The 20,075-nt window shown below is 46.1% G+C and carries 12 protein-coding genes and 1 pseudogene; 5 read left to right on the top strand and 8 right to left on the bottom strand.

Annotation, left to right across the window (positions count from 1 at the left end; translation table 11 throughout):
- Positions 1-11: 11 nt before the first annotated feature.
- Entirely contained in the window at positions 12-10,775 is a 10,764-nt protein-coding gene (gene srfAA / locus ABZM97_RS02045) for a surfactin non-ribosomal peptide synthetase SrfAA (protein ID WP_367387155.1), read from the bottom strand.
- 576 nt (positions 10,776-11,351) lie between these two features.
- Complete coding sequence (hxlR, locus tag ABZM97_RS02040; RefSeq protein ID WP_087993172.1) at positions 11,352-11,714, bottom strand: transcriptional activator HxlR; 363 nt, start codon at positions 11,712-11,714, stop codon at positions 11,352-11,354.
- A gap of 230 nt (positions 11,715-11,944) precedes the next feature.
- On the opposite strand from hxlR, the gene hxlA reads away from it, so the two are divergent.
- The 5 genes from hxlA (at position 11,945) to ABZM97_RS02015 (ending at position 16,026) form a co-directional block, all read left to right on the top strand.
- On the top strand, positions 11,945-12,577 hold the full coding sequence (gene hxlA, locus ABZM97_RS02035) for a 3-hexulose-6-phosphate synthase (protein WP_087993171.1): 633 nt from the start codon (positions 11,945-11,947) through the stop codon (positions 12,575-12,577).
- A 4-nt stretch (positions 12,578-12,581) separates the two neighbouring features.
- Positions 12,582-13,139 (top strand): 6-phospho-3-hexuloisomerase, encoded by a 558-nt coding sequence (hxlB, locus tag ABZM97_RS02030; RefSeq protein ID WP_087993170.1) that lies wholly within the window; start codon positions 12,582-12,584, stop codon positions 13,137-13,139.
- 113 nt (positions 13,140-13,252) lie between these two features.
- The gene (tlpC, locus tag ABZM97_RS02025) at positions 13,253-14,977 is read left to right on the top strand and encodes a methyl-accepting chemotaxis protein TlpC (RefSeq protein WP_367387154.1); all 1,725 of its coding nucleotides are present in this window, start codon (positions 13,253-13,255) and stop codon (positions 14,975-14,977) included.
- A 173-nt stretch (positions 14,978-15,150) separates the two neighbouring features.
- The gene (gene nucA, locus ABZM97_RS02020; RefSeq protein ID WP_289346437.1) at positions 15,151-15,600 is read left to right on the top strand and encodes a DNA-entry nuclease; all 450 of its coding nucleotides are present in this window, start codon (positions 15,151-15,153) and stop codon (positions 15,598-15,600) included.
- Positions 15,601-15,627: 27 nt separating this feature from the next.
- Positions 15,628-16,026, top strand: coding sequence for a competence protein ComJ (locus ABZM97_RS02015; protein ID WP_087993168.1), 399 nt, complete (start codon positions 15,628-15,630; stop codon positions 16,024-16,026).
- A gap of 36 nt (positions 16,027-16,062) precedes the next feature.
- On the opposite strand, the gene bglC is transcribed toward ABZM97_RS02015, so the two are convergent.
- The 6 genes and pseudogenes from bglC to ABZM97_RS01985 form a co-directional block, all read right to left on the bottom strand.
- Positions 16,063-17,496 carry a 6-phospho-beta-glucosidase gene (gene bglC / locus ABZM97_RS02010; RefSeq protein ID WP_087993167.1) on the bottom strand — a complete coding sequence of 478 codons (1,434 nt, stop codon included), beginning with the start codon at positions 17,494-17,496 and terminating at the stop codon, positions 16,063-16,065.
- Between the two features lie 72 nt (positions 17,497-17,568).
- Entirely contained in the window at positions 17,569-18,297 is a 729-nt protein-coding gene (locus ABZM97_RS02005; RefSeq protein ID WP_087993166.1) for an AAA family ATPase, read from the bottom strand.
- Positions 18,298-18,316: 19 nt separating this feature from the next.
- The gene (locus ABZM97_RS02000) at positions 18,317-18,658 is read right to left on the bottom strand and encodes a DUF3147 family protein (RefSeq protein ID WP_087993165.1); all 342 of its coding nucleotides are present in this window, start codon (positions 18,656-18,658) and stop codon (positions 18,317-18,319) included.
- A complete protein-coding gene (locus tag ABZM97_RS01995; protein ID WP_202328833.1) occupies positions 18,646-19,068 on the bottom strand; it encodes a MarR family winged helix-turn-helix transcriptional regulator in 423 nt (140 codons plus the stop codon). Before ABZM97_RS01995 ends, ABZM97_RS02000 begins: the two co-directional genes overlap by 13 nt.
- 135 nt (positions 19,069-19,203) lie before the next feature.
- Positions 19,204-19,536, bottom strand: a complete 333-nt coding sequence (locus ABZM97_RS01990; RefSeq protein ID WP_087993163.1) for a YckD family protein — start codon at positions 19,534-19,536, stop codon at positions 19,204-19,206.
- A 116-nt stretch (positions 19,537-19,652) separates the two neighbouring features.
- Positions 19,653-20,075: pseudogene (locus ABZM97_RS01985) on the bottom strand (RDD family protein); the annotation flags it as partial.

Below are 20,075 nucleotides of genomic sequence, written 5' to 3'. Positions count from 1 at the left end.
TGCCACCTCTATTAGAAAATTTCCATTAATTTATCTAGTTCATCCAGCGTCAAATCGTCGTCGCCAAGGTCACTCGGCGTCAGTTCCGTTCCATCTTGAGATAGGCAATGTTTAATGATTCCGAGAAGATGGGCTTTAAAACTGTCGCTGAATGTCTGTATCGTTTTTTCATGAAACTCAAGAGAATGATAGGCCAGTGACATCGTCAGTTTTCCGTTTTCGATATATCCGACAACATCGAGCGCGTTCGGTTTTTCTGTTTCCGGGCTTAACGACTGTCCTGACGGCAGCTCTGATCTCTTGAACAAGCCTGCGTCCGACATGTCGTCGAACTGTCCTAAATAGTTAAAGCTGACATCCGGCTGAAGCAAGAACGCCACATCTTCTTTGTGTTCCGGCGCCGTCAGATAGCGCAGAATGCCGTATCCGACTCCCTTATTCGGTACATGTCTGATATCTTCTTTCATTTGCTTCAGCTGGTAGCCCAGATCATCCGCATGCTTCATATCGAGCACCATCGGGTACATGCTCGTAAACCAGCCGACTGTGCGGGAAATGGTCAGGTCTTCTATGATTTCTTCACGTCCATGCCCCTCTAAATGAACACTTACTCGATCCTGACCTGTCCACTCCTTCATCGCCAATCCGAATGCCGTCAGCAAAATATCATTCATTTCTGTGTGATATGCCTCATGCACCTTTGTGGTGAGCTGTTCTGTCTCTTCAGCAGTCAGCGAGAATTCGATTGTCTTTGTATGTTTCATTCGCTGATCACCAGATTCGCGATCCTTCGGAAGCTTTGCCGCGACAGTCTGTTCTTCAAGCTGTCTCCAATACTCTTTTTCTTTCAAAAAGGCTTTGGAATTCGCGAAGTCTTGCAATCTCTCCGCATACTCCGCAAATGAATGTGTTTTCTGCGGGAGAACCGGTTCATTGCCTTGCTCAAGCTGTGTATAAACCGCGGCGAAATCCTCCAGTAAAATCCGCCACGACACGCCGTCTACCACTAAGTGGTGAATGGCAAGAAGCAAGTGGTCTCCATCTTCCGCTTGGAACAAGCCGGCTTTTAACAAGCCGCCTTCCTGTAAGTCAATGCTGCTTTGCAGCCGTTCCGCTTCTCTCTCTATGCGGTCTTCATGATCTTTCGCTTGGCCCTCAATTTGGATGATCTCCAATTGAGCTAAAGCAGCATCAAGTCCTCTGTTATATTGAACGACCTCTTTCGTTTTCTCACGATAAACCATGCGGAGCGCGTCATGATGTTCAATCAGCGCCTGCAACGTTTTCTCCACCCGTTCAGGGTCAAAGCCCTTCGCGGCGTGAAGCATCACCGATTGGTTCCAGTGGTGCTTGTTTGTGAAGTTCTTTTCAAAGAACCAGCGCTGAATCGGCGTCAGAATGGCTTCGCCTTCCACAGGCCCTTGGTCCGCCTGTTTGCCTTCGGCACGCTCCACGTATTGGGTCAGCTCCTCGATTGTCGGGTGCTGGAAGAGATCTTTCATTTCCAGCTTCCAGCCGTGCTGATTCAAGCGGCTCGCCATTTGGATTCCTTTGATGGAATCTCCGCCGAGTGAGAAGAAATTGTCACTGACACCGATCTCCGGAATGCCGAGCACGTCCTGCCAAATGCCGGCAAGCAGCTCTTCCATGTCGGTTGTCGGCGCTTTGTATTCCCCGCTCCCCGCTTCGATGTCCGGCTCAGGCAGGGATTTGCGGTCTACTTTGCCGTTTGCCGTAACCGGAAGTTCATTTAATGTCACCCAGAACGCCGGGATCATGTAATCCGGCAAGGTTTCTTTCAGTGCTGATTTCAGTGCTTCTATGTCAGCTGTTTCCGGTGTCACGTACGCCGCGATCGCTGTATTGCCGCCTTTATCTTTGACAGCTGTCACCGCCGCATCCTGCACCTGAGAAAGCTGGGCGAGCTGGACTTCGATTTCTGAGAGCTCGATCCGGTAGCCGCGGACCTTGACCTGCTGGTCGATCCGGCCGATGTACGAGATGCCGCCGTTCACCCATTTCACCAAATCGCCGGTGCGGTACATGCGTTCACCCGGCACAAACGGATCGGCGACAAACCGCTTCGCGGTTTCGTCTTCCTTGTTCAGGTAACCGCGTGCCAGCCCGCGACCCGCTACGCAAAGCTCTCCGGCCACGCCTTCCGGCTGCACTTGATTGCCCTCGCCGAGAATGTATACTCTCGTATTGGCGATTGCACGCCCGATGGAAAGTGAGTCTTCCTCGGGATTGATCTCTGTGCTTGTGGCGACGACTGTGTTTTCTGTCGGCCCGTAGTTGTTGACGAGCGTGTACGGCCGTTTGACCGCGCGCTTCAGCTTGTCTCCTCCGGTCAAGAGGACGCGGAGTGACGTGTTCTCAAGCTCCATGAACTGTTCCGCCAGCTGCGTCGGCAGGAACGTGATCGTCACGCCGTTCGTTTCGAAATAGTCGTTCAGGCGGACGATATCGAGGCGGATCGCTTCATCAATGACGTGAAGTTCGGCGCCGATTGTCCACGTCGGGAACATCTCCCAAATGGAGGCGTCGAATCCAAAGCCCGCGTACTTCGCACTGCGGTCCTCCGCTGTCATGCTGAACGCGTCATGGTGCCAAAAGCACAGGTTCACAAGCGCATGGTGCTCGACCATGACACCCTTCGGCTGTCCGGTCGTTCCAGACGTGTAAATCATGTACGCGAGGTTCTCCGTTTTTGTAGCTGTGAGCGGATCTTCCTCGTCGTTTTCATCAAGCGGCAGGCTCAGAATCGTGCGGTCGCCGTCAAGAAGAATGACCTCTCCCAAGAAGCTATCCGGTACTGAAATACCTTCCTGTTTCAAGAGAATCTTCACGCCGCTGTCTTGTAAAATGTAGTCAATCCGCTGATCCGGATAGTCAGGATCAATCGGCACAAACGCCGCCCCCGCCTTTAAGACGCCGAGCACCGCGGCGGCCATTTCCAGCGACGGCTTCGTGAGAACACCGACGCGCTCATCCGCGCTGATACCGCAGTCGATCAAAATCCGGGCAAGACGATTCGCCTTGGCATTCAGCTCGCCGTACGTCCACGACTGGCCGTTGTAGGTGACAGCCGGGCGGTCTTTGTGGCGCTGAGCCGTTTCTTCGAATAGCTGATGAACAGTTTTGTCTGTCGGCACAGGCAATGTTTTGCCCTTCCATGCCTCAAGAAGCGTTTGTTTTTCTGTTTCGGTGACGAGTGACAGGCTGGAAAGCGGCTGGTTCGGGTTGTCGGTGACCGCGTCTAGAAGCTGCATCCAGTATCGCTTCCATCGTTCGATTGTTTCCGGCTTAAACAACGCTGTATTGTATTCAAATACGAACGTAAGCCCTCCGTCCGTTTCATCAGCCGTCAGCGTGATATCAAACTTGGCCGTTTTCCGTTCAAACGGATGAGGCTCAAGCTGAATCCCTTTCATCGTCAGATCCTTGATGTTCGCATTTTGCATTGAAAATACGGCGTCGAATAGCGGATTTCTGCTCGTGTCACGCTGAACCTGCAAGTTTCCGATCAGGTCCTCAAGCGGGTAATCCTGCGCATCAAAAGCATTGAGCGCGGTTTCTTTCACTTCACTGAGATAGTCAGCAAACGTCTTTTCACCCTTCGGATACGTACGCAGCGCCAATGTATTGACGAACATTCCGATAACGCGGCTGACGTCTGTTTGAGAGCGCCCGGCTACAGGTGAACCGACGATAATATCGTGCTGACCGCTTAGCTTCGATAAAAACGCACTGTATGAAGCCAGAAGCACCATGTACAGCGTGGAATCCGTTTCTTTTGCAAGTCTGCGCAGAGCATCAGCTTTTCCTGCTTCTAATGAAAATGCAATGCGGTCTCCCTCAAATGTTTGAACGGCAGGCCTGCTGCAGTCAGTCGGAAGCGTCAGCACTGGCAGCTCTCCGTTCAGCTCCTTCAGCCAATGATCCTCTTGCTTCTTGTAAAGCTCGGACTGAATGAACTGCTGCTGCCACACGGCATAATCCTTATATTGAATGCTGAGCGGCTCAAGGGTTTCTCCGTCGTACAGCTTCGAAAGCTCCTCAATCAGCACGCCTACAGACGCTCCGTCTGAAATAATATGGTGCATATCAAACAGCAGCAGATGCTCAGTTTCGGAAAGCTTGATCAGCCCCATTCTGAACAGCGGAAGCCGATCGATTTGGAAAGGCTTGATAAATTCAGAAACGATCCGCTCTGTCTCTTCTTCTGCGGCTTCGAAATAGGCCATCTCACATTCAGCTTCTTCCCAGATCCGCTGCACCGTTTCTCCATTTTTTATTTCAAACGTGGTTCTAAAGGCTTCATGACGCTGCATCAACTGCTGCATGACGCTGTTAAGCCTTTCAACATCAAGCTCACCTGCAAGGCGCAGAACCGCAGGCATGTTATAGCTCGTTTGCGCTCCTTCAAGCTGTTGGAGCACGTACATCCGTTTTTGCGGTGAAGAAACAGGATACGTATCTTGTTTCTTTGCCGGGCTGATGCTGATGGCCGCCCCTTTTTCAGAAGAGACAATCACCTGTGCTAAGCCCTCAACCGTCGGTGACTGGAAGAGATCTTTGAGTGACAGCTCAACACCCAGTTCCTGATGAACCAGGGCAAGCATCTTCATGCCTGCTAATGAATGTCCGCCGATATCAAAGAATTGGTCATAAACGCCGACCTTTTCAGCCTGAAGCACCTGCTCCCAAATGTTTGCGACTTTTTGTTCCGTTTCATTTCGAGGCGCTACATATGACACACCTCTTGAGACGCTGGCATCAGGAAGCGGCAGCGCTCTCCGGTCGATTTTTCCGTTTCCGGTCAGCGGCAGCTCGTCCATTTGAATAAACACCGCAGGAACCATGTAAGCCGGCAGATCCTTCGCCGCATGCTCTCTCAGCTCTTGAGATGAGATTTCTCCCTCTGCGACAAAGTACGCGCAGAGCAGCTTGTCTCCCGCTCCTTGATCAACAGCAAGCACGACAGTCTCCTGCACGCGATCGTGGGTTTGCAGCTGATGTTCGATTTCCCCAAGCTCGATGCGCTGTCCGCGAATTTTCACCTGATGGTCGATCCGCCCGATAAATTCGATGTCGCCATTCGGCAGCCATCTGGCAAGGTCACCTGTTTTATACATGCGTTCGCCGGATGTAAACGGATGTGGAACGAACTTCTCCTCAGTCAGTTCGGGACGGTTGTAATAGCCTTTCACGAGGCCTTCGCCGCTGACGCAAAGCTCCCCGGCGATCCCGGCAGGCTGCGCGTGTCCCGCCCGGTCAAGGATGTATACTTCCGTATTGCTGACCGGTTTTCCAATCGGTACAGACAGCGTGTGCTCCTCCAATTCATCAACCGGATGATATGTCGCGAAAACCGTGCTTTCAGACGGTCCGTACATGTGAAGGAGCTTGCCTTTTCCAACCGTTTGCAAAGCCTTTCTTACATGCTCAACCGAAGCCCGCTCCCCGCCAAACATAATCTTGCGCAGCGTTGACAAGCACGCCGGATTCATGTCGACAAGCAGGTGGAACAAAGCCGTTGTAATCATGAGAATGCTGATGTTCTCCCGCTCAATGACACGAGACAGGCGAGCCATATCCAGAACGGTTTCTTTCGGTATCAGCACAAGCTTGGCTCCGTTTAACAAAGAACCGAACATATCAAACATAAACGCGTCAAACACGTAATTGGAAAGCCCGAGAATCGTATCCTGTTCTGTAATACTGAGATAATTCGTTTCCTTCACCGTGCGCAGAATATTGGCATGTGTCACGATATTTCCCTTTGGTGTCCCTGTCGTTCCTGACGTATACGTCAGGTTGGCCATTGCCGTTGACTGAAGAGGCAGTGCGAGATTTTGCGCATCAGCATGATAGCTTTCTTCCTCATCTGCAAGTACGATAACGCCGCCAAATTCGGCTTCTTCTGCTAAAGCCTTTAATTTTTTCTGGGTGAGAAGCACCTTCGCTCCGCTGTCGCGGAAGAAATGCTGCATCCGCTGAACCGGATGTTCCGGATCAATCGGAACATAAGCCGAGCCAGCTTTTAAAACCGCGAGAATCGACACAATCATGTCCATTGACCGCTCGCATAAGACAGCCGCTGTTCTTCCTTCTCCCGCTCCACAAGAAAGAATTCCGCGGGCTAAACGATTGGCCCGTTCATTCAGCTCACGATAAGTGAGTGATTCGCCTTCATATTGAAGTGCAGGATAGTTTGGCGTTTTCGCTGCTTGCTCTTCAAACAGCTGAACAATCGTTTTGTCTTTCGGATAAAGTGTTCTTCCCGGGTTAAACTGCTGAATTTGCGAAGCAGCCTCCTCTTCAGAAAGAAGCTTGTATTCAGATATCTGTTTCTCAGGCTCAGCCGCGGCATCTTCAAGCACACGCGCAAAATGGTTGAGCAGCCTTTCAGCCGTGCTTTGTTTAAACAGCTTCGTGCTGTAGTCCAAATCAAGCTCAATGCCTTCATCCGTTTCTCTCGCCTGTACCGTCAAATCAAATTTGGCAATCTTGAAGTTGGTCTCATGAACAGACAAGGCCAGATCGCCGACAGACGGAATGCCCTCTGTCGCATTTTGAAGGCTGAACATCGTGTCAAACAGCGGATGTCTGCTTACATCACGCGGAATGTTCAAGTCTTCTACAAGCCACTCAAACGGATAGTCCTGATGAGAAAAGGCATCCAGCACCTGTTTACGGACACGCGTGATCAAATGGGTAAACGTCTCGTCCTGCTTCACTTCACTGCGTATCGCGAGCGTATTGACGAACATCCCGACAATGCCCTCTGTATCAGAGTGGTTTCTGCCCGCTGACGGCGTTCCGACAATGATGTCATCCTGTCCCGTATACTTTGACAAAAGCGTATAGTAAGCGGACAGCATCACCATATACAGCGTGGCGCCATTTTGTTCAGCCAAACGATTTAAACGATCCTTTAATCCCGCATCCAGCTTGATTGACACCCGATCCCCTTCAAAACTTTGAACAGGCGGTCTCGGATAATCGGACAGCAGCTGAAGCACCGGAAGCTCGCCCGCAAAGACTTCCTTCCAATACGCCCCGTCCTTCCGGTATCCTTCAGCAGCCTGGCCGCTTTGCCACACGGCGTAGTCCTTATACTGAAGACGAAGTTCAGGAAGCTGTTCGCCTTTGTATATCCGTGCTAACTCCTCCAAAATAATGCCGATGGACACACCGTCAGAAATCAAATGATGCATGTCAAACAGAAGCATATGACGGTTCTCTTCAAGCTCCATCAAGCCGATTCTGAACAGCGGCGCTTTCGCCAGATCAAATCTCCGTACGAATGAAGTCATTATTGCCTCTTCGGATCGGCCGCCTCTTTCAATCACCTCGATGTTGAAATCGACGCTGTCATGAATTTTCTGACTCGGCGTGCTGTTTTCAAGAACAAATGATGTCCTCAAAGACTCGTGGCGGCGGATTAACCCCTGAAATGCGCGCTCCAGCTTTTGAACCTCTAAAGGTCCTTCCAAAATCGCTGCCGCCGGCATGTTGTAACCGACACCCGCATCCTCAAACTGGCTGACGATATAAGTTCGCTGCTGTGCCAACGAAAGCGGATAATACTCCTGTTTTTCCGCAGGTTTAATCGCTGAAAATGTCCGGCTTTCTCTGTGTTCGGCTTCCTCTGCAAGAGCCGCAATCGTCGGATGCTCAAACAAGTATTGAAGCGGAATGTCAGCGCCTGTTTCCTTATGAATCTTTGTTAAAAGCGTCATGGCCTTCAATGAATGGCCGCCCGTTTCAAAGAAATTGTCAAAGATCCCCGCCTTCTCAACATTCAGCACGTCCTGCCAAATGGCTGCGATTGCGTTCTCCGTCTCATTGCGCGGCGCCGTATAGGCCGTACTGCTGACCGCCTTCACCTCTAGTGCAAACAGCTGGCGGCGGTCGACTTTGCCGCTTGGCGTGAGCGGGATTTCTGTCATTTCAGTAAAGTAAGCCGGCACCATATAGTCAGGAAGCTGTCTGGCCGCATGTTCCCGCAGGCTGGCCGGAGCAAATTTGCTGCCAGGCTTCTGCACAACATATGCGGAAACCTCAAGATTTCCCTGTTCGTCAGGACGTGCCAAAACAACGGCTTTCGCAACGTCCGGCGCCTGCTGAATCACAGCCTCAATTTCCCCAAGTTCAATCCGGTATCCACGGACTTTTACTTGGTCATCCTCTCTTCCTAAATATTCGATTGTTCCATCTGGCAGCCAGCGCACCACGTCTCCGGTCCGGTACATGCGATCGCTTGGCACAAATGGATCTTGTAAAAACTTTTCAGCCGTCAATTCAGGCAAATGCAAATAGCCTCGGCCGACACCATCGCCAGCGATGTAAAGCTCGCCCGCCACGCCTTCCGGCTGCAGCCGGCCTTTTTGGTCTAAAATATATAAGCGGTTATTCCCCAGCGCTTTCCCGATCGGCACATACGCTGATTGAACAGCACTCTCCGGGATAACCGGATGAACGGACGCGTCAACACACGTTTCAGTCGGCCCGTACACATTGGTCAAACACGGCGACGCGCCTGCTTCTTTAAACAGCTTTAGCAGCTTGTCCGCAACAACAGACGATAGGCCCTCTCCTCCGATCAGCATATGCTTCAGTTTGAGGCCGCTGAGATCGCCCGCCGCTATCAGCATTTGCAGGTGGGCCGGTGTCCCGTCCGTTGCCTCAATGTTGTGCCTGCGATAATACGCGGCAAGCGCAGACCCGTTCGTCACTGTTTTCTTCGGTACGATGTAAAGAGTCTGTCCCAAAAGAAGCGACGCGAAAATCTGCTTCACTGACGCATCAAAGTGGAACGGCGCAAGCAATGCCATCCGCAGCGTTTGGCTGCCGTTTTGGTAAATCGTCTGCTGCAAAGATTCAACCAAGTGATGGACCTGGCGATGCTCGATCATAACGCCTTTCGGACGTCCGGTTGTTCCCGATGTGTAAATAATGTAGGCAAGGTTCCGTGCGTTTATATCAGCAGCCGGAATTTCGTCTGCACCTTCCGCAATCGCCTGATCAAAATCAATCAGCTCAGCATCAGTTGCAGGAGCCGCAATCCCCGATTCAGTCAGGATGACATCCGGCCCGCAGTCCTCCAAAATATATTGCACGCGTTCCGCCGGAAATCCGGGATCAATTGGCACATAGGCTCCGCCGGCCTTTAAAATCCCCATGATAGACGTAATCATCCGTTCAGAGCGTTCAATCAGAACCGCGACAGGTCTGTCCGGGCCAACCCCTTTCTGTTTCAGCACATTGGCGATGCGTGCAGATTGTTCATGTAACGTTCGATAGGACAATGTTCGATCTTCAAAAACAACAGCCGGGTGATCAGAAAGCAGTTCAGCCTGTTCTTGGAACAGCTCTGGAATCGTCATGCCCTTGCGATAGCTGACAGGTTCACCGCCGGCCCTCGCAAAGAGCTTCTCTTTTTCCGCTTCAGAAATCAGCGTTAATTCATCAATTGTATGATCTGGATGCGATAACGCATTCTCGAGCATCGCAATCATGCGTTCACAAACAATGTTGATTTCTTCACGTGAAAACAAATCAGTGCGGTAATCAAAATCAATGGTAAGCTTCCCAGTATCCCATCGATCCTTTACATGAATCGAAACATCATTTAATCCGCTTCCGCTGAAAATCGGTTCAGTCAAAAAGGCAAGTTCTTCTTCTTTCTGCCACTGCATCACCTGATATTCAAGAGAAACCGTAAACAGCTTGGTCAGAGAGCTCTTTGTTTCACGCAAATCGTTGATCAGGAGGTTATACGGGTACTTTTGGTGACGAAGTGTTTTCATGAGATCCTTCATCCGGTCTTTGACAAAGTCTAAGAACGCCTGCCCGCCGTCAATGTTTGTCCGGAGCGGAACTGTGGAAACAAACATGCCAAGCATCTGCTTCTCTTTCGCATTTGTCCGGTTGCCCATAAAGGTTCCCGTCACGACATCATTCTGGCCGCTGACTCTGTACAAATAGGCGGCAAGCACCGATTGAAACACTGAAAGAACACTGACCTTGTTTGCCTCACAAAACGATAGGATCTGCTGATGAAGCGCTTCAGGCACATCCTTAGAGAACCTCTCAGCATCTAAACTCCCTCCACCGGAAGCATTCCCTTTTAGAGAAACAAGTTCAGGCACCGTTTCAAATTGCTTGTTCCAAAACGCCTTGTCCTTTTCAAACCGCTTTGATTGAGCATAATCCTGTTCAGATAAAACATGATCGATAAATGAATGCGAGATTCCTTCGTTTGTTTCTGAGCGGCCCGCTAATTCTAAATAAATGCGCATAATCGCATTTCCAAGAATATTCATAGAAATCCCATCAGAAATCACATGATGAACATTTACGTAAAACCACACTTCATTTTCCTTGATGGTGAAGGTGGAAAAACGGAATAAGTCACACTCGTACAGCGGCAAAGGCTTTTTTGTTTCCTCCCGGCTCCATTGTGAAATAAACTCTATCGCATTCGAATCTCCAGTGGTGTCAGTATGTTTTATATCAACAGGCCGATTCTCGCTTATATATTGAACAGGCTCCCCATTTTCATCGAGCCGCAAACGAAGGCGCATGGCGTGATTTCTGCGGATAAACTCTTGAATCGCCTGCTCAACCAGCACCCAGTCAACCTTTTCAGTTGAAACCAGCTTACCAATCCCCGCAAGATTTGAAATACTTGTATGAGGATAAAATTTTTCTGTATACCAAATTCGTTTTTGCGCATCCGTTAAAGGGTAAAAAGTTATTTCCATATTGTCATACCTCCCCTAATCTTCAATAAGCAGTGAACATGTGCAGCGTATTTCCCTTTCTTAACCATATAAGCGTTTAATTCTTATGAACTAACAGCCGAAAAAGCCCAAAGTACTACGCTTAAAAAGCAGTGCATCCAAACAAAAAACAGATTGCCGCTATCAAAACGGCTGCCATCAATCATCTTTGCAGTGTTTAACACAAGCGGATAAAGACCGCAAAACCCTTCATCCTAACCCGAAACATTTTTGGCTATTTATTCATTGTTTTCAATATTTTTTTACATTGCTACCGTTCACTTTAAATGAAAAAAATGTTTTTATCACCGAAAAATAGGTGAAAAGTTTCATGCGGGATACCGAAAGATTCCAGTTTATTTACTGGGATATTTTTGCGTGATGCCGCAACAATTTCCACTTAACATTATTTACAGAAAAATAAAAATTCTTAAAACGTATTGCTCCTTTCAATTCCTTTATTTGCTGAAAGTCATTTACAATTATTTACATCCCATCTGTTACCGCGCAAAAACCGAAAAACAGGCAAAAAAAAAAGACACCCCTGCGAAGAGCGCCTTACAATGATTCCTTAATGACATTTTTATCGATATCAATCAATTCCATATAACCTTTCCCCCACTCATACATCGCATCAAGAATAGGCATCAGGCTTTCTCCTTGCGGGGTCAAGGAATATTCAACCTTCGGCGGGACAACCGGATACACTTCTCTGTGAACAATCATATCCTGCTCAAGCTCTCTCAGCTGATTCACGAGGATCTTCTGTGTAATATCAGGAATCAAAGCTTTTAATTCATTGAACCGTTTTGTACCTTCTTTTCCTAAATGCCACAAAATGAGCATTTTCCATTTACCGCCGATCACTGCAAGCGTTAATTCCTTCTCACAGTTAAACTTTTTGTCGTCCATCCGGCTCAAAAGTAATCCCCCCTTAGCATACTTTTTATATGTTAGATACGTATCATCACTTACTTACTTTTTTGCAGACTCCTTTTTATTATACTCACTCATAAAACCAAGCGAAAGTAATCTGATTGCCTCTTCTCATAGTATCCTCCAAGTAACTAGTTGACTTTAAAGTGCCTACTTCTCATCAAAAGAGAGAACCTATAGAATGAAAAATAATTCGAAAAGGGAGTGGATCAACAATGGAATTACAGCTAGCATTAGACCTCGTAAATATCCCGGAAGCCATCGAGCTCGTCAAAGAAGTGGAACAATACATCGACGTGGTAGAGATCGGAACACCGGTTGTCATTAATGAAGGCCTCAGAGCCGTTAAAGAAGTAAAAGAGGCATTTCCGCAATTGAAGGTTCTAGCAGACCTAAAAATCATGGATGCCGGCGGATACGAGATCATGAAAGCGTCGGAAGCAGGCGCTGACATCATCACCGTTTTAGGGGCTACAGACGATGCAACAATTAAAGGAGCAGTAGAAGAAGCTAAAAAACAGAAGAAGAAAATCTTAGTGGACATGATTAACGTAAAAGATATTGAATCCCGTGCGAAAGAAATTGACGCACTCGGTGTTGACTACATCTGCGTCCACACTGGATATGATCTTCAAGCAGAGGGCAAAAACTCTTTCGAAGAATTAACGACTATCAAAAATACCGTTAAAAACGCAAAAACCGCAATTGCGGGCGGCATCAAAATTGATACATTGCCAGAAGTGGTCAAACAAAAGCCTGACCTTGTCATTGTTGGGGGCGGAATTACAAGCGCAGCCGATAAAGCGGAAACAGCTTCAAAAATGAAGCAGCTTATTGCCCAAGGATAATGATATGAAAACGACTGAATACGTAACGGAAATTCTTAACGAGTTACACCGTTCAGCGGCTTATATTTCTGATGAAGAAGCAGATCAGCTTGCCGATCACATTCTCTCTTCCAATCAAATTTTCACTGCGGGAGCGGGGCGGTCTGGCCTGATGGCAAAATCCTTCGCAATGAGATTGAGGCACATGGGCTTCAACGCTCATATCGTCGGTGAGATTCTCACTCCCCCGCTTCGCAAAGGAGATCTCGTCATTATCGGTTCAGGATCAGGCGAGACAAAGAGCCTGATCCATACAGCAGCAAAAGCAAAAAGCTTACACGGGGCTGTTGCCGCTTTAACCATCAATCCGGAATCAAGCATTGGCAAACAAGCGGATCTCATCGTTAAAATGCCCGGTTCTCCTAAAGACCGGTCAAACGGAAGCGATAAAACCATTCAGCCAATGGGTTCATTATTTGAGCAAACTTTACTGCTATTCTATGATGCAGTGATTTTAAAACTCATGGAGAAAAAAGGACTCAATTCTGAAACCATGTTCACTTACCACGCAAACCTAGAATAGTGTTACACAACCGGCCTGGCGATCAGGCCGGTTTTTATATTTTCTAAAAATAAACCTATAGATCCAAAAACCCGATAAGTAATATGACCCACAAATCATAAAAAGGAGGAATTATGTTGATAAAACAACTAAAGCTTAAGCTCGGAACTAAAATTCTCTGTCTCGTTTTCGTGATTATTCTTTTGTTTTCGATATCAGTCGGTACTGTAATGCTTAAGGACATTACAGACAGCATGAAACAAATGGCGACTGAAAAAGCGAAAGGCGATCTCGCTTTAAGCAGCGTTTATATTGATGATGTCATTTCAGGGGACTGGCATGTAAGAAACAATGAGCTTTATAAAGGGCAAACACTAATCAACGGAAATGAAGATATCGTTGATCTGCTTGGCGAAAAAACAGGTGATACCGTTACTATTTTCCAAGGAAATACTCGTGTTGCAACCAATGTCATGAAGAACGGCGAAAGAGCTGTTGGCACTCAGGCTTCTAATGAAGTTACTGACGCTGTTTTAAAGAATGGAAAACGATTCTACGGACAAGCAGACGTAGCAGGCTCTTCTTATCAGACGGCATACATGCCTTTAAAAGATCAAAACGGGAATATCATCGGCATGCTGTATACAGGAGCCAATCAAAGCATTTTAGCATCACTTACGCAATCACTCTTCACTCAATTCGCTATCGTTCTTGTTATCGTCATTATTGTATCAGTCATCCTTGTCCTGCTTTTCACCAGAAGGATCAATAAGCGGCTGAACACTTTAAAATTCGCCTTTGAAAGCGCCGGAAACGGAGATATGACAATAGAGGTGTCAGACCGATCCGGTGACGAGCTATCAGAACTCAGCGTCTATTACAATAAGATGAGAATGAAACTGAACGATACCATCCAGACTGTGCAGCAATCAGCCCTTCAGCTTGCATCCGCCTCTCAGCAGCTCTCAGCCGGAGCAGAGGAAACAAATCAAGCTTCAGAAAAGATCACAGAGGCTGTACAGCACATTGCAAACGGGGCTCAGCATCAGATCAACCGAATTGAAAACAGTGAAAGCTCACTAAAACAAGCTTCAGCAGACATCCGGGATATTTCTTCAAATACGGCTGCAATTGCTGACAAAGGACAGCTTGCGCAAACAAAAGCCGACATTGGGCAAAAGGAAATTCTAAATGTACAGGCACAAATGGATGCGATTCACCATTCGATTCAGAAAAGCGGAGAAATCATACAGCAGCTGGACGGCCGCTCTAAACAAATTGAACACATTTTATCCGTCATCACCCAAATTGCCGATCAGACAAACCTCCTTGCGCTAAATGCAGCGATTGAAGCTGCCAGAGCCGGTGAACATGGCAAAGGCTTTGCAGTTGTTGCCGATGAAGTACGTAAATTAGCGGAAGAATCTCAACAATCTGCGGGACAGATTTCAAAACTGGTTACAGAAATACAAAATGATATGAACCTATCTGCTAGATCTGTTGAGCATGTGAAAACAGAGGCTGCAGAAGGTGTCACTATGATTCACCGCACCAGAGATGCATTTAAGGAAATTGCAGCCGCAACAGGTGAAATCAGCGCCGAGATTAGTGATTTATCAGCATCGGTATCAAACATTTCAGCCAGTGCGCATAGCATAAACGATTCCTTTGCAGCCAATACGGCTGACATAAAAGAATCTACAGAAAATACCCGGCAGGCGGCTGCACTAACAGAAGAGCAATTTGCTGCAATGGAAGAGATTACTGCCGCTTCTGAAACGCTATCCCAATTAGCTGAGGAGCTTACCGGTATCATAAGCCAATTTAATATGATTGATCAACCTGAAAACGGCCGATGACTCAGTATCATTATTGTAAATTAGAAACAGTATATTACTAAAAACAAATATTTCGACCTGCTAAAATTACAATTTCAGCAATAAAATGAGTGTAAAACAAAATTTTTCAACCTTTACACCAAACGCTTTCTGGATTACTCTTGGGTCAGTTTTAAAGTTGCTAAAAGCGGGAGGTGAACATCACGATGGACATCATAAAAACTTTACTTCTCGTCATCGTCGTCATAGCAGCTGCAGTTGTCGGCCTGATAAAGGGGGACTTTTTCCCAACTGATCAAAAAACGTCTCAAACGAAAGAATATGACGAAACAATCGCCCTCCCTTCCAACCGTTATCCCGAAACAGCCAAACATATTAAGGATGCGATAAATGAGGGGCACTCAGATGTGTGCACCATCGACAGAGACGGAGCTGAAGAACGCCGCGAGCAATCATTAAAAGACGTACCTCCTAAAACGGGGTATGACAGAGATGAATGGCCAATGGCCATGTGCAAAGAAGGCGGTGAGGGGGCTTCTGTAGAATATATTTCTCCCGCTGACAACCGCGGTGCAGGCTCTTGGGTTGGGCATCAGCTTACCGATTATCCCGACGGCACAAAGGTTTTATTCGCAATTCAGTAAATATGTTAAAAGAGGAGGAACAGCACATTGATCAAGTCATGGAAGCCGCAAGAACTGTCGATTTCATATCATCAATTTACTGTATTTCAAAAGGATTCTGCACCTCCTGTAATGGATTGGACTGACGAAGCCATTGAAAAAGGATATGCTTCGGCGGACGGAGCCATTTCCTTTGAAGCGCAGAGAAATGCAAAGGCCTTTATTCTTTTGCGTCTTAACAGTTCAGAAACTGTAGACTCCTACGAAAAAAAAGTGACTGTTCCCTTTCATGTCACAGAGAACGGAATTCAAATTGAAAGTATTATGTCTAAAAGGCTGTCCTTTGATCTTCCTAAAGGAGACTATCAATTGACATGCTGGACTGTACCGGCTGAGAGGTCAGATTTTCATGCCGACACTTATATTATTGATGCTGTTTCTGTGTAATGAAAAAGCCCTGAGAGAATGACTCTCAGGGACTCTTTATAAACTTTCTCCATTCGTCTTAATCAAATTCTGGTACCAATAAAAGCTTTTTTTCTTCAAGCGTTTTAAATCATGTGTATGTTCTTCATCGCGATTGACATAAACGAATCCGTATCTTTTTTGGTAGCCGTTCAGCCAGCTTAACAGATCAGTAAATGACCAGCTGCAATAGCCGATCACATCGACACCGTCGCTGATGGCTTGTCTGCATTGCTCAAGATGCGAACGCAAATAATCGATTCGATAATCATCCAGCACAGTACCGTCTTCAACCTTATCAAACTCACCTAAACCGTTTTCTGTGATAAACACTGGAAGCTGATAACGGCTTGTAATGCGGCGAAGGCCGGTACGCAATCCAATTGGGTCAATTGTCCAATCCCAGTTGCTCGTTGTCAGGTGCGGATTTTTTTTCGTTTTGAATACCCCGGGTATCCCTGTTTCCTGATTGGTCCCCTTTTGGCCTGTTGTATTCATTTTCCCTTCAGACACACCATCAAGCGGATTTCGTTCATAGGTGATGGTCTGATAATAATTGACACCTATAAAATCAGGCGTCCCTTTCGCAAGCAGCTCCATATCTCCCGCTTCGATTGTTGGTGCCCAGCCCTGTTTTTCTAAATAACGGAAAGGAATTTGCGGGTAGGTTCCCCAGCTGTACATATCCAGCCACCAATTGTTCATAAATTCTTCAGCATTTTCAAATGCCAGTATATCCTCTGGATGGCTTGATAGAGGATAAGCTGGCGAATAAGCAAAGCTCGGACCAATTTTGCCTTCAGGAACATATTCCCTAAAAGATTCAATGGCTTTCGCATTTGCCAGAAACGCAATGTGGTTTGCTTCGTAAAAACGTTTTCTGTCTTTCACTCCAGGCGGATGCATGGCTGTAATAAAGCCGTGATTAAAATTGTAGTTCTGTTCGTTTAACGTAACCCAGTATTTCACTCTGTCTCTATAGTGCTTATAAAGAGTAATACAGTAGTTATTAAAGTCCTCTATGATGTTTCTTGATTCAAAACCGCCATACTCGTCCATAAGCGCCTGAGGCAAATCCCAGTGATATAAAGTCAGAACCGGCTCGATGTTATGAGAAAGCAATTCATCAATCAAATGATCATAAAACGCTAGGCCCGCTTCATTGATCTCCCCTTTTCCTTTTGGAAAAATCCGCGGCCAGCTGACGGAAAATCGATACGCTTTTAAGCCCATCTCAGCCATCAGAGCGACATCTTCTTTATAACGGTGATAATGGTCAACCGCAATATCGCCGTTGGTTCCTTTAAACGTTTTGCCCGGTATTTTTGTAAACACGTCCCAAACAGAAGGGCCTTTGCCTTCTTCGTTCCAAGCGCCTTCAATCTGGTACGCTGCAGAAGCAGAGCCCCACAAAAAATGTTTCGGAAAAGATTCTGGATGCTGGTGGATCATAGTGTTTATCACTCCTGAACTATTTGATAAACCTATCATAGGTTATGAAACGCGTTTCATATCAACTCGATGTTAATCGCGGAACAGCTCAGCCAATATTTTTTCTCTTTGTCCAAGAAAATATCGTGTTAATTGAACATGTTCTGTATTCTCATACTCTGTATGATGTATTCTTCCACCATCAAAGCTTAAAATATTAGCATTGGGATATCCCAACAGGATCGGAGAGTGAGTCGCAATGATCATCTGTACATTTCCACCCTTCACCAAATCATATACAACTCTCAAAAAAGCGAGCTGCCTAGCCGGAGAAAGTGCCGCTTCCGGCTCATCTAAAAGATAAATCGATTTTTCTTTAAAACGATGACGGAATAGAGACATAAAAGACTCTCCATGTGATTGCTTGTGCAGCGGCCGCCCTCCATAAGAACGGTATGGCTGCGGAGCATCTTTTTCCATCTCATCAAGATGAAGAGAAAGATGATAAAACGATTCAGCTCTTAAAAAGAAGCCATTTGTTACCTTTGGAAGCCAAGATAAGCGTATGTAATCTCCTAAAAGAGAGTCTGACTCCTGTAATTCATAGAGATTATTTCGGCTTCCTCCCGCTGTATTGAATTCACACTTATCCGCTATCGCTTCAAGCAAAGTAGATTTACCAGATCCATTTTCCCCCACAAAAAAAGTCACTTGGCTAGTAAATAAAACTTCATTTAATTGACTTATAGCCGGGATAGAAAAAGGAAATCTGTCAAAGTCCGAAATCTTATCTCGAAGAAGAGTAACCTTTTTTAAAAACATGGCATCTCCTTTCTATCACTCAGTTACATAATATATTGAGAAAAATCTTCTGTATCCATAAAAACACAACCCATCCTAGTATTCCAACGCATAACGCTAACCAGAACGGCACATGTATTTTCAGCAAAAACGCCAAAATAGCGAGTAAACAAACTGTAGCAGGGATTCCAGTAAGCACACCCGATGCAAATTGACTTAATTGAGCTGTTTTTCCCCCCTGTACTTGCATCCAAAAAAGACTTAATAAACTGACCAAGGGTAAAGCGGCAATAATCCCTCCATAGGTCGGATGTCTTTTTGATATTTCAGTAACAAAACCGATAATCAACGCTGAGATGATTACTTTGCTTAAAACTGCCATTGTTTAGCTTCCTTACTTAAAAGTTCAAAGGCCTGTTCAAGTAATTCCTTTTCTGATGTGCTCATTCGTTCAATGATTTCTTTTAACTTCTCTTTATCTAGCTGTGTATGCTGTTCAAGAACAGAGCTTCCTTCTTGTGTTAAGAAAACTAAAACCTTTCGTTCATCTTGGTGACTTCGCCGTTTAGCTACAAATCCCTTTTGAATTAAACGTTTAGTATGCTCTGACGCTGTATTATGAGAGACAGACAAGTATTCAGCCAAAGCACCTATTGTTGATTCGCCTTGCTTTTCAATATGCTGCATAAGACGTATTGCCTGGTGAGAAATATTTTCTTTATGTTTGTAATGTAATGAATAATAAATATCTGTCCACTGCTGATTTAGTTTAGCTATGAAATCCATTTCCATCATACACACCCCTTTATATCGTATTATACGATATAAATTATAACTACGATACTACTTTCTAAAATTACACTTATTGATTACTAGCAGCTTTTTCACAATAAAAAAGCACCCAATTCCCCTTGGATGCTTACCGTCTTAATGTCTTTTTTCAAATTTATGCGGATGGGGGTGAGCCTTTGGAACAAAGCCGTTTTGTTTCATCATTTCAAAGTGTTTGTCCATGTGATTTTTGATGTGTTCTCCTCTTTCTTTAGGCAGGACACCGTATTGTACGTACTTTGAAATAACGTCTTTGCGCTTTTTGAGTATGTCTGCTTCGAGCTGTTCAATTTCTTTCTTTTCCTGTTCTGTCAGTTTGACATTTGCGGGTGGCTGCTGCTGTTTTTCAGCCGCTTCAGCTGTACCGGACAAAGAAATGACAGCCACAGCGATGAACATTGTGATGATGTTGTTTTTCATTCGTTTCATCCAATTTATTCCTCCAATCCTATTTTTCATATGTTTTGCTGCATTGAATTTTTTATGCATCCAAAATAAAAAGAGCGAACCATTATTCGCTCTTTCCGATCTGTTCGTCCAGTATAAAGTTCTTCTTCACCCGGTGCCGCGTAAGTGACATACGTTCCCGAGATTAAATCATGCAGTGTCCGTTTGTCTTCTCGCACGCCGATCAGAATCAGGCTGGCGATCAAGCCGAGTCCGAAGGTGATGCCGTAAACCAGACCGGCAACAATAACTCGCAAAAACATCGTTAGAAGACTGACTTGTGATCCGTCTTTTTTTACGATTCTGATACCGCAGATTCTTTTTCCGATAAGGTAGCCGTTCCAAAACACAGGCAGCAAAATAGAGTACAGCAGAACAATCAAGCTGATGAACATGCTGTCGTTCGGGTCTTTTCCTGTAATCAGCCAATAGATCAGCAAAAGAGGCACCGAGACAATCATATAATCCAGCAATGAAGCTCCCAGTCTGATCCAGAATCCTGCTGGTTTGTAAATATTCAA

The organism is Bacillus vallismortis, from assembly GCF_040784915.1.
GTDB classification, from domain to species: domain Bacteria; phylum Bacillota; class Bacilli; order Bacillales; family Bacillaceae; genus Bacillus; species Bacillus subtilis_G.
Note: the sequence above shows the minus strand (reverse complement) of the source record. Positions and strands in the feature narration are given on the sequence as shown.

What these genes read in the sequence shown, in the direction of transcription:
- srfAA (WP_367387155.1), bottom strand. Translation starts at nt 10,775, where the DNA reads ATGGAAATAACTTTTTACCCTTTAACGGATGCGCAAAAACGAATTTGG.
- hxlA (WP_087993171.1), top strand. Translation starts at nt 11,945, where the DNA reads ATGGAATTACAGCTAGCATTAGACCTCGTAAATATCCCGGAAGCCATC.
- hxlB (WP_087993170.1), top strand. Translation starts at nt 12,582, where the DNA reads ATGAAAACGACTGAATACGTAACGGAAATTCTTAACGAGTTACACCGT.
- tlpC (WP_367387154.1), top strand. Translation starts at nt 13,253, where the DNA reads ATGTTGATAAAACAACTAAAGCTTAAGCTCGGAACTAAAATTCTCTGT.
- bglC (WP_087993167.1), bottom strand. Translation starts at nt 17,496, where the DNA reads ATGATCCACCAGCATCCAGAATCTTTTCCGAAACATTTTTTGTGGGGC.
- ABZM97_RS02005 (WP_087993166.1), bottom strand. Translation starts at nt 18,297, where the DNA reads ATGTTTTTAAAAAAGGTTACTCTTCTTCGAGATAAGATTTCGGACTTT.
- ABZM97_RS02000 (WP_087993165.1), bottom strand. Translation starts at nt 18,658, where the DNA reads ATGGCAGTTTTAAGCAAAGTAATCATCTCAGCGTTGATTATCGGTTTT.
- ABZM97_RS01995 (WP_202328833.1), bottom strand. Translation starts at nt 19,068, where the DNA reads ATGGAAATGGATTTCATAGCTAAACTAAATCAGCAGTGGACAGATATT.
- ABZM97_RS01990 (WP_087993163.1), bottom strand. Translation starts at nt 19,536, where the DNA reads ATGAAACGAATGAAAAACAACATCATCACAATGTTCATCGCTGTGGCT.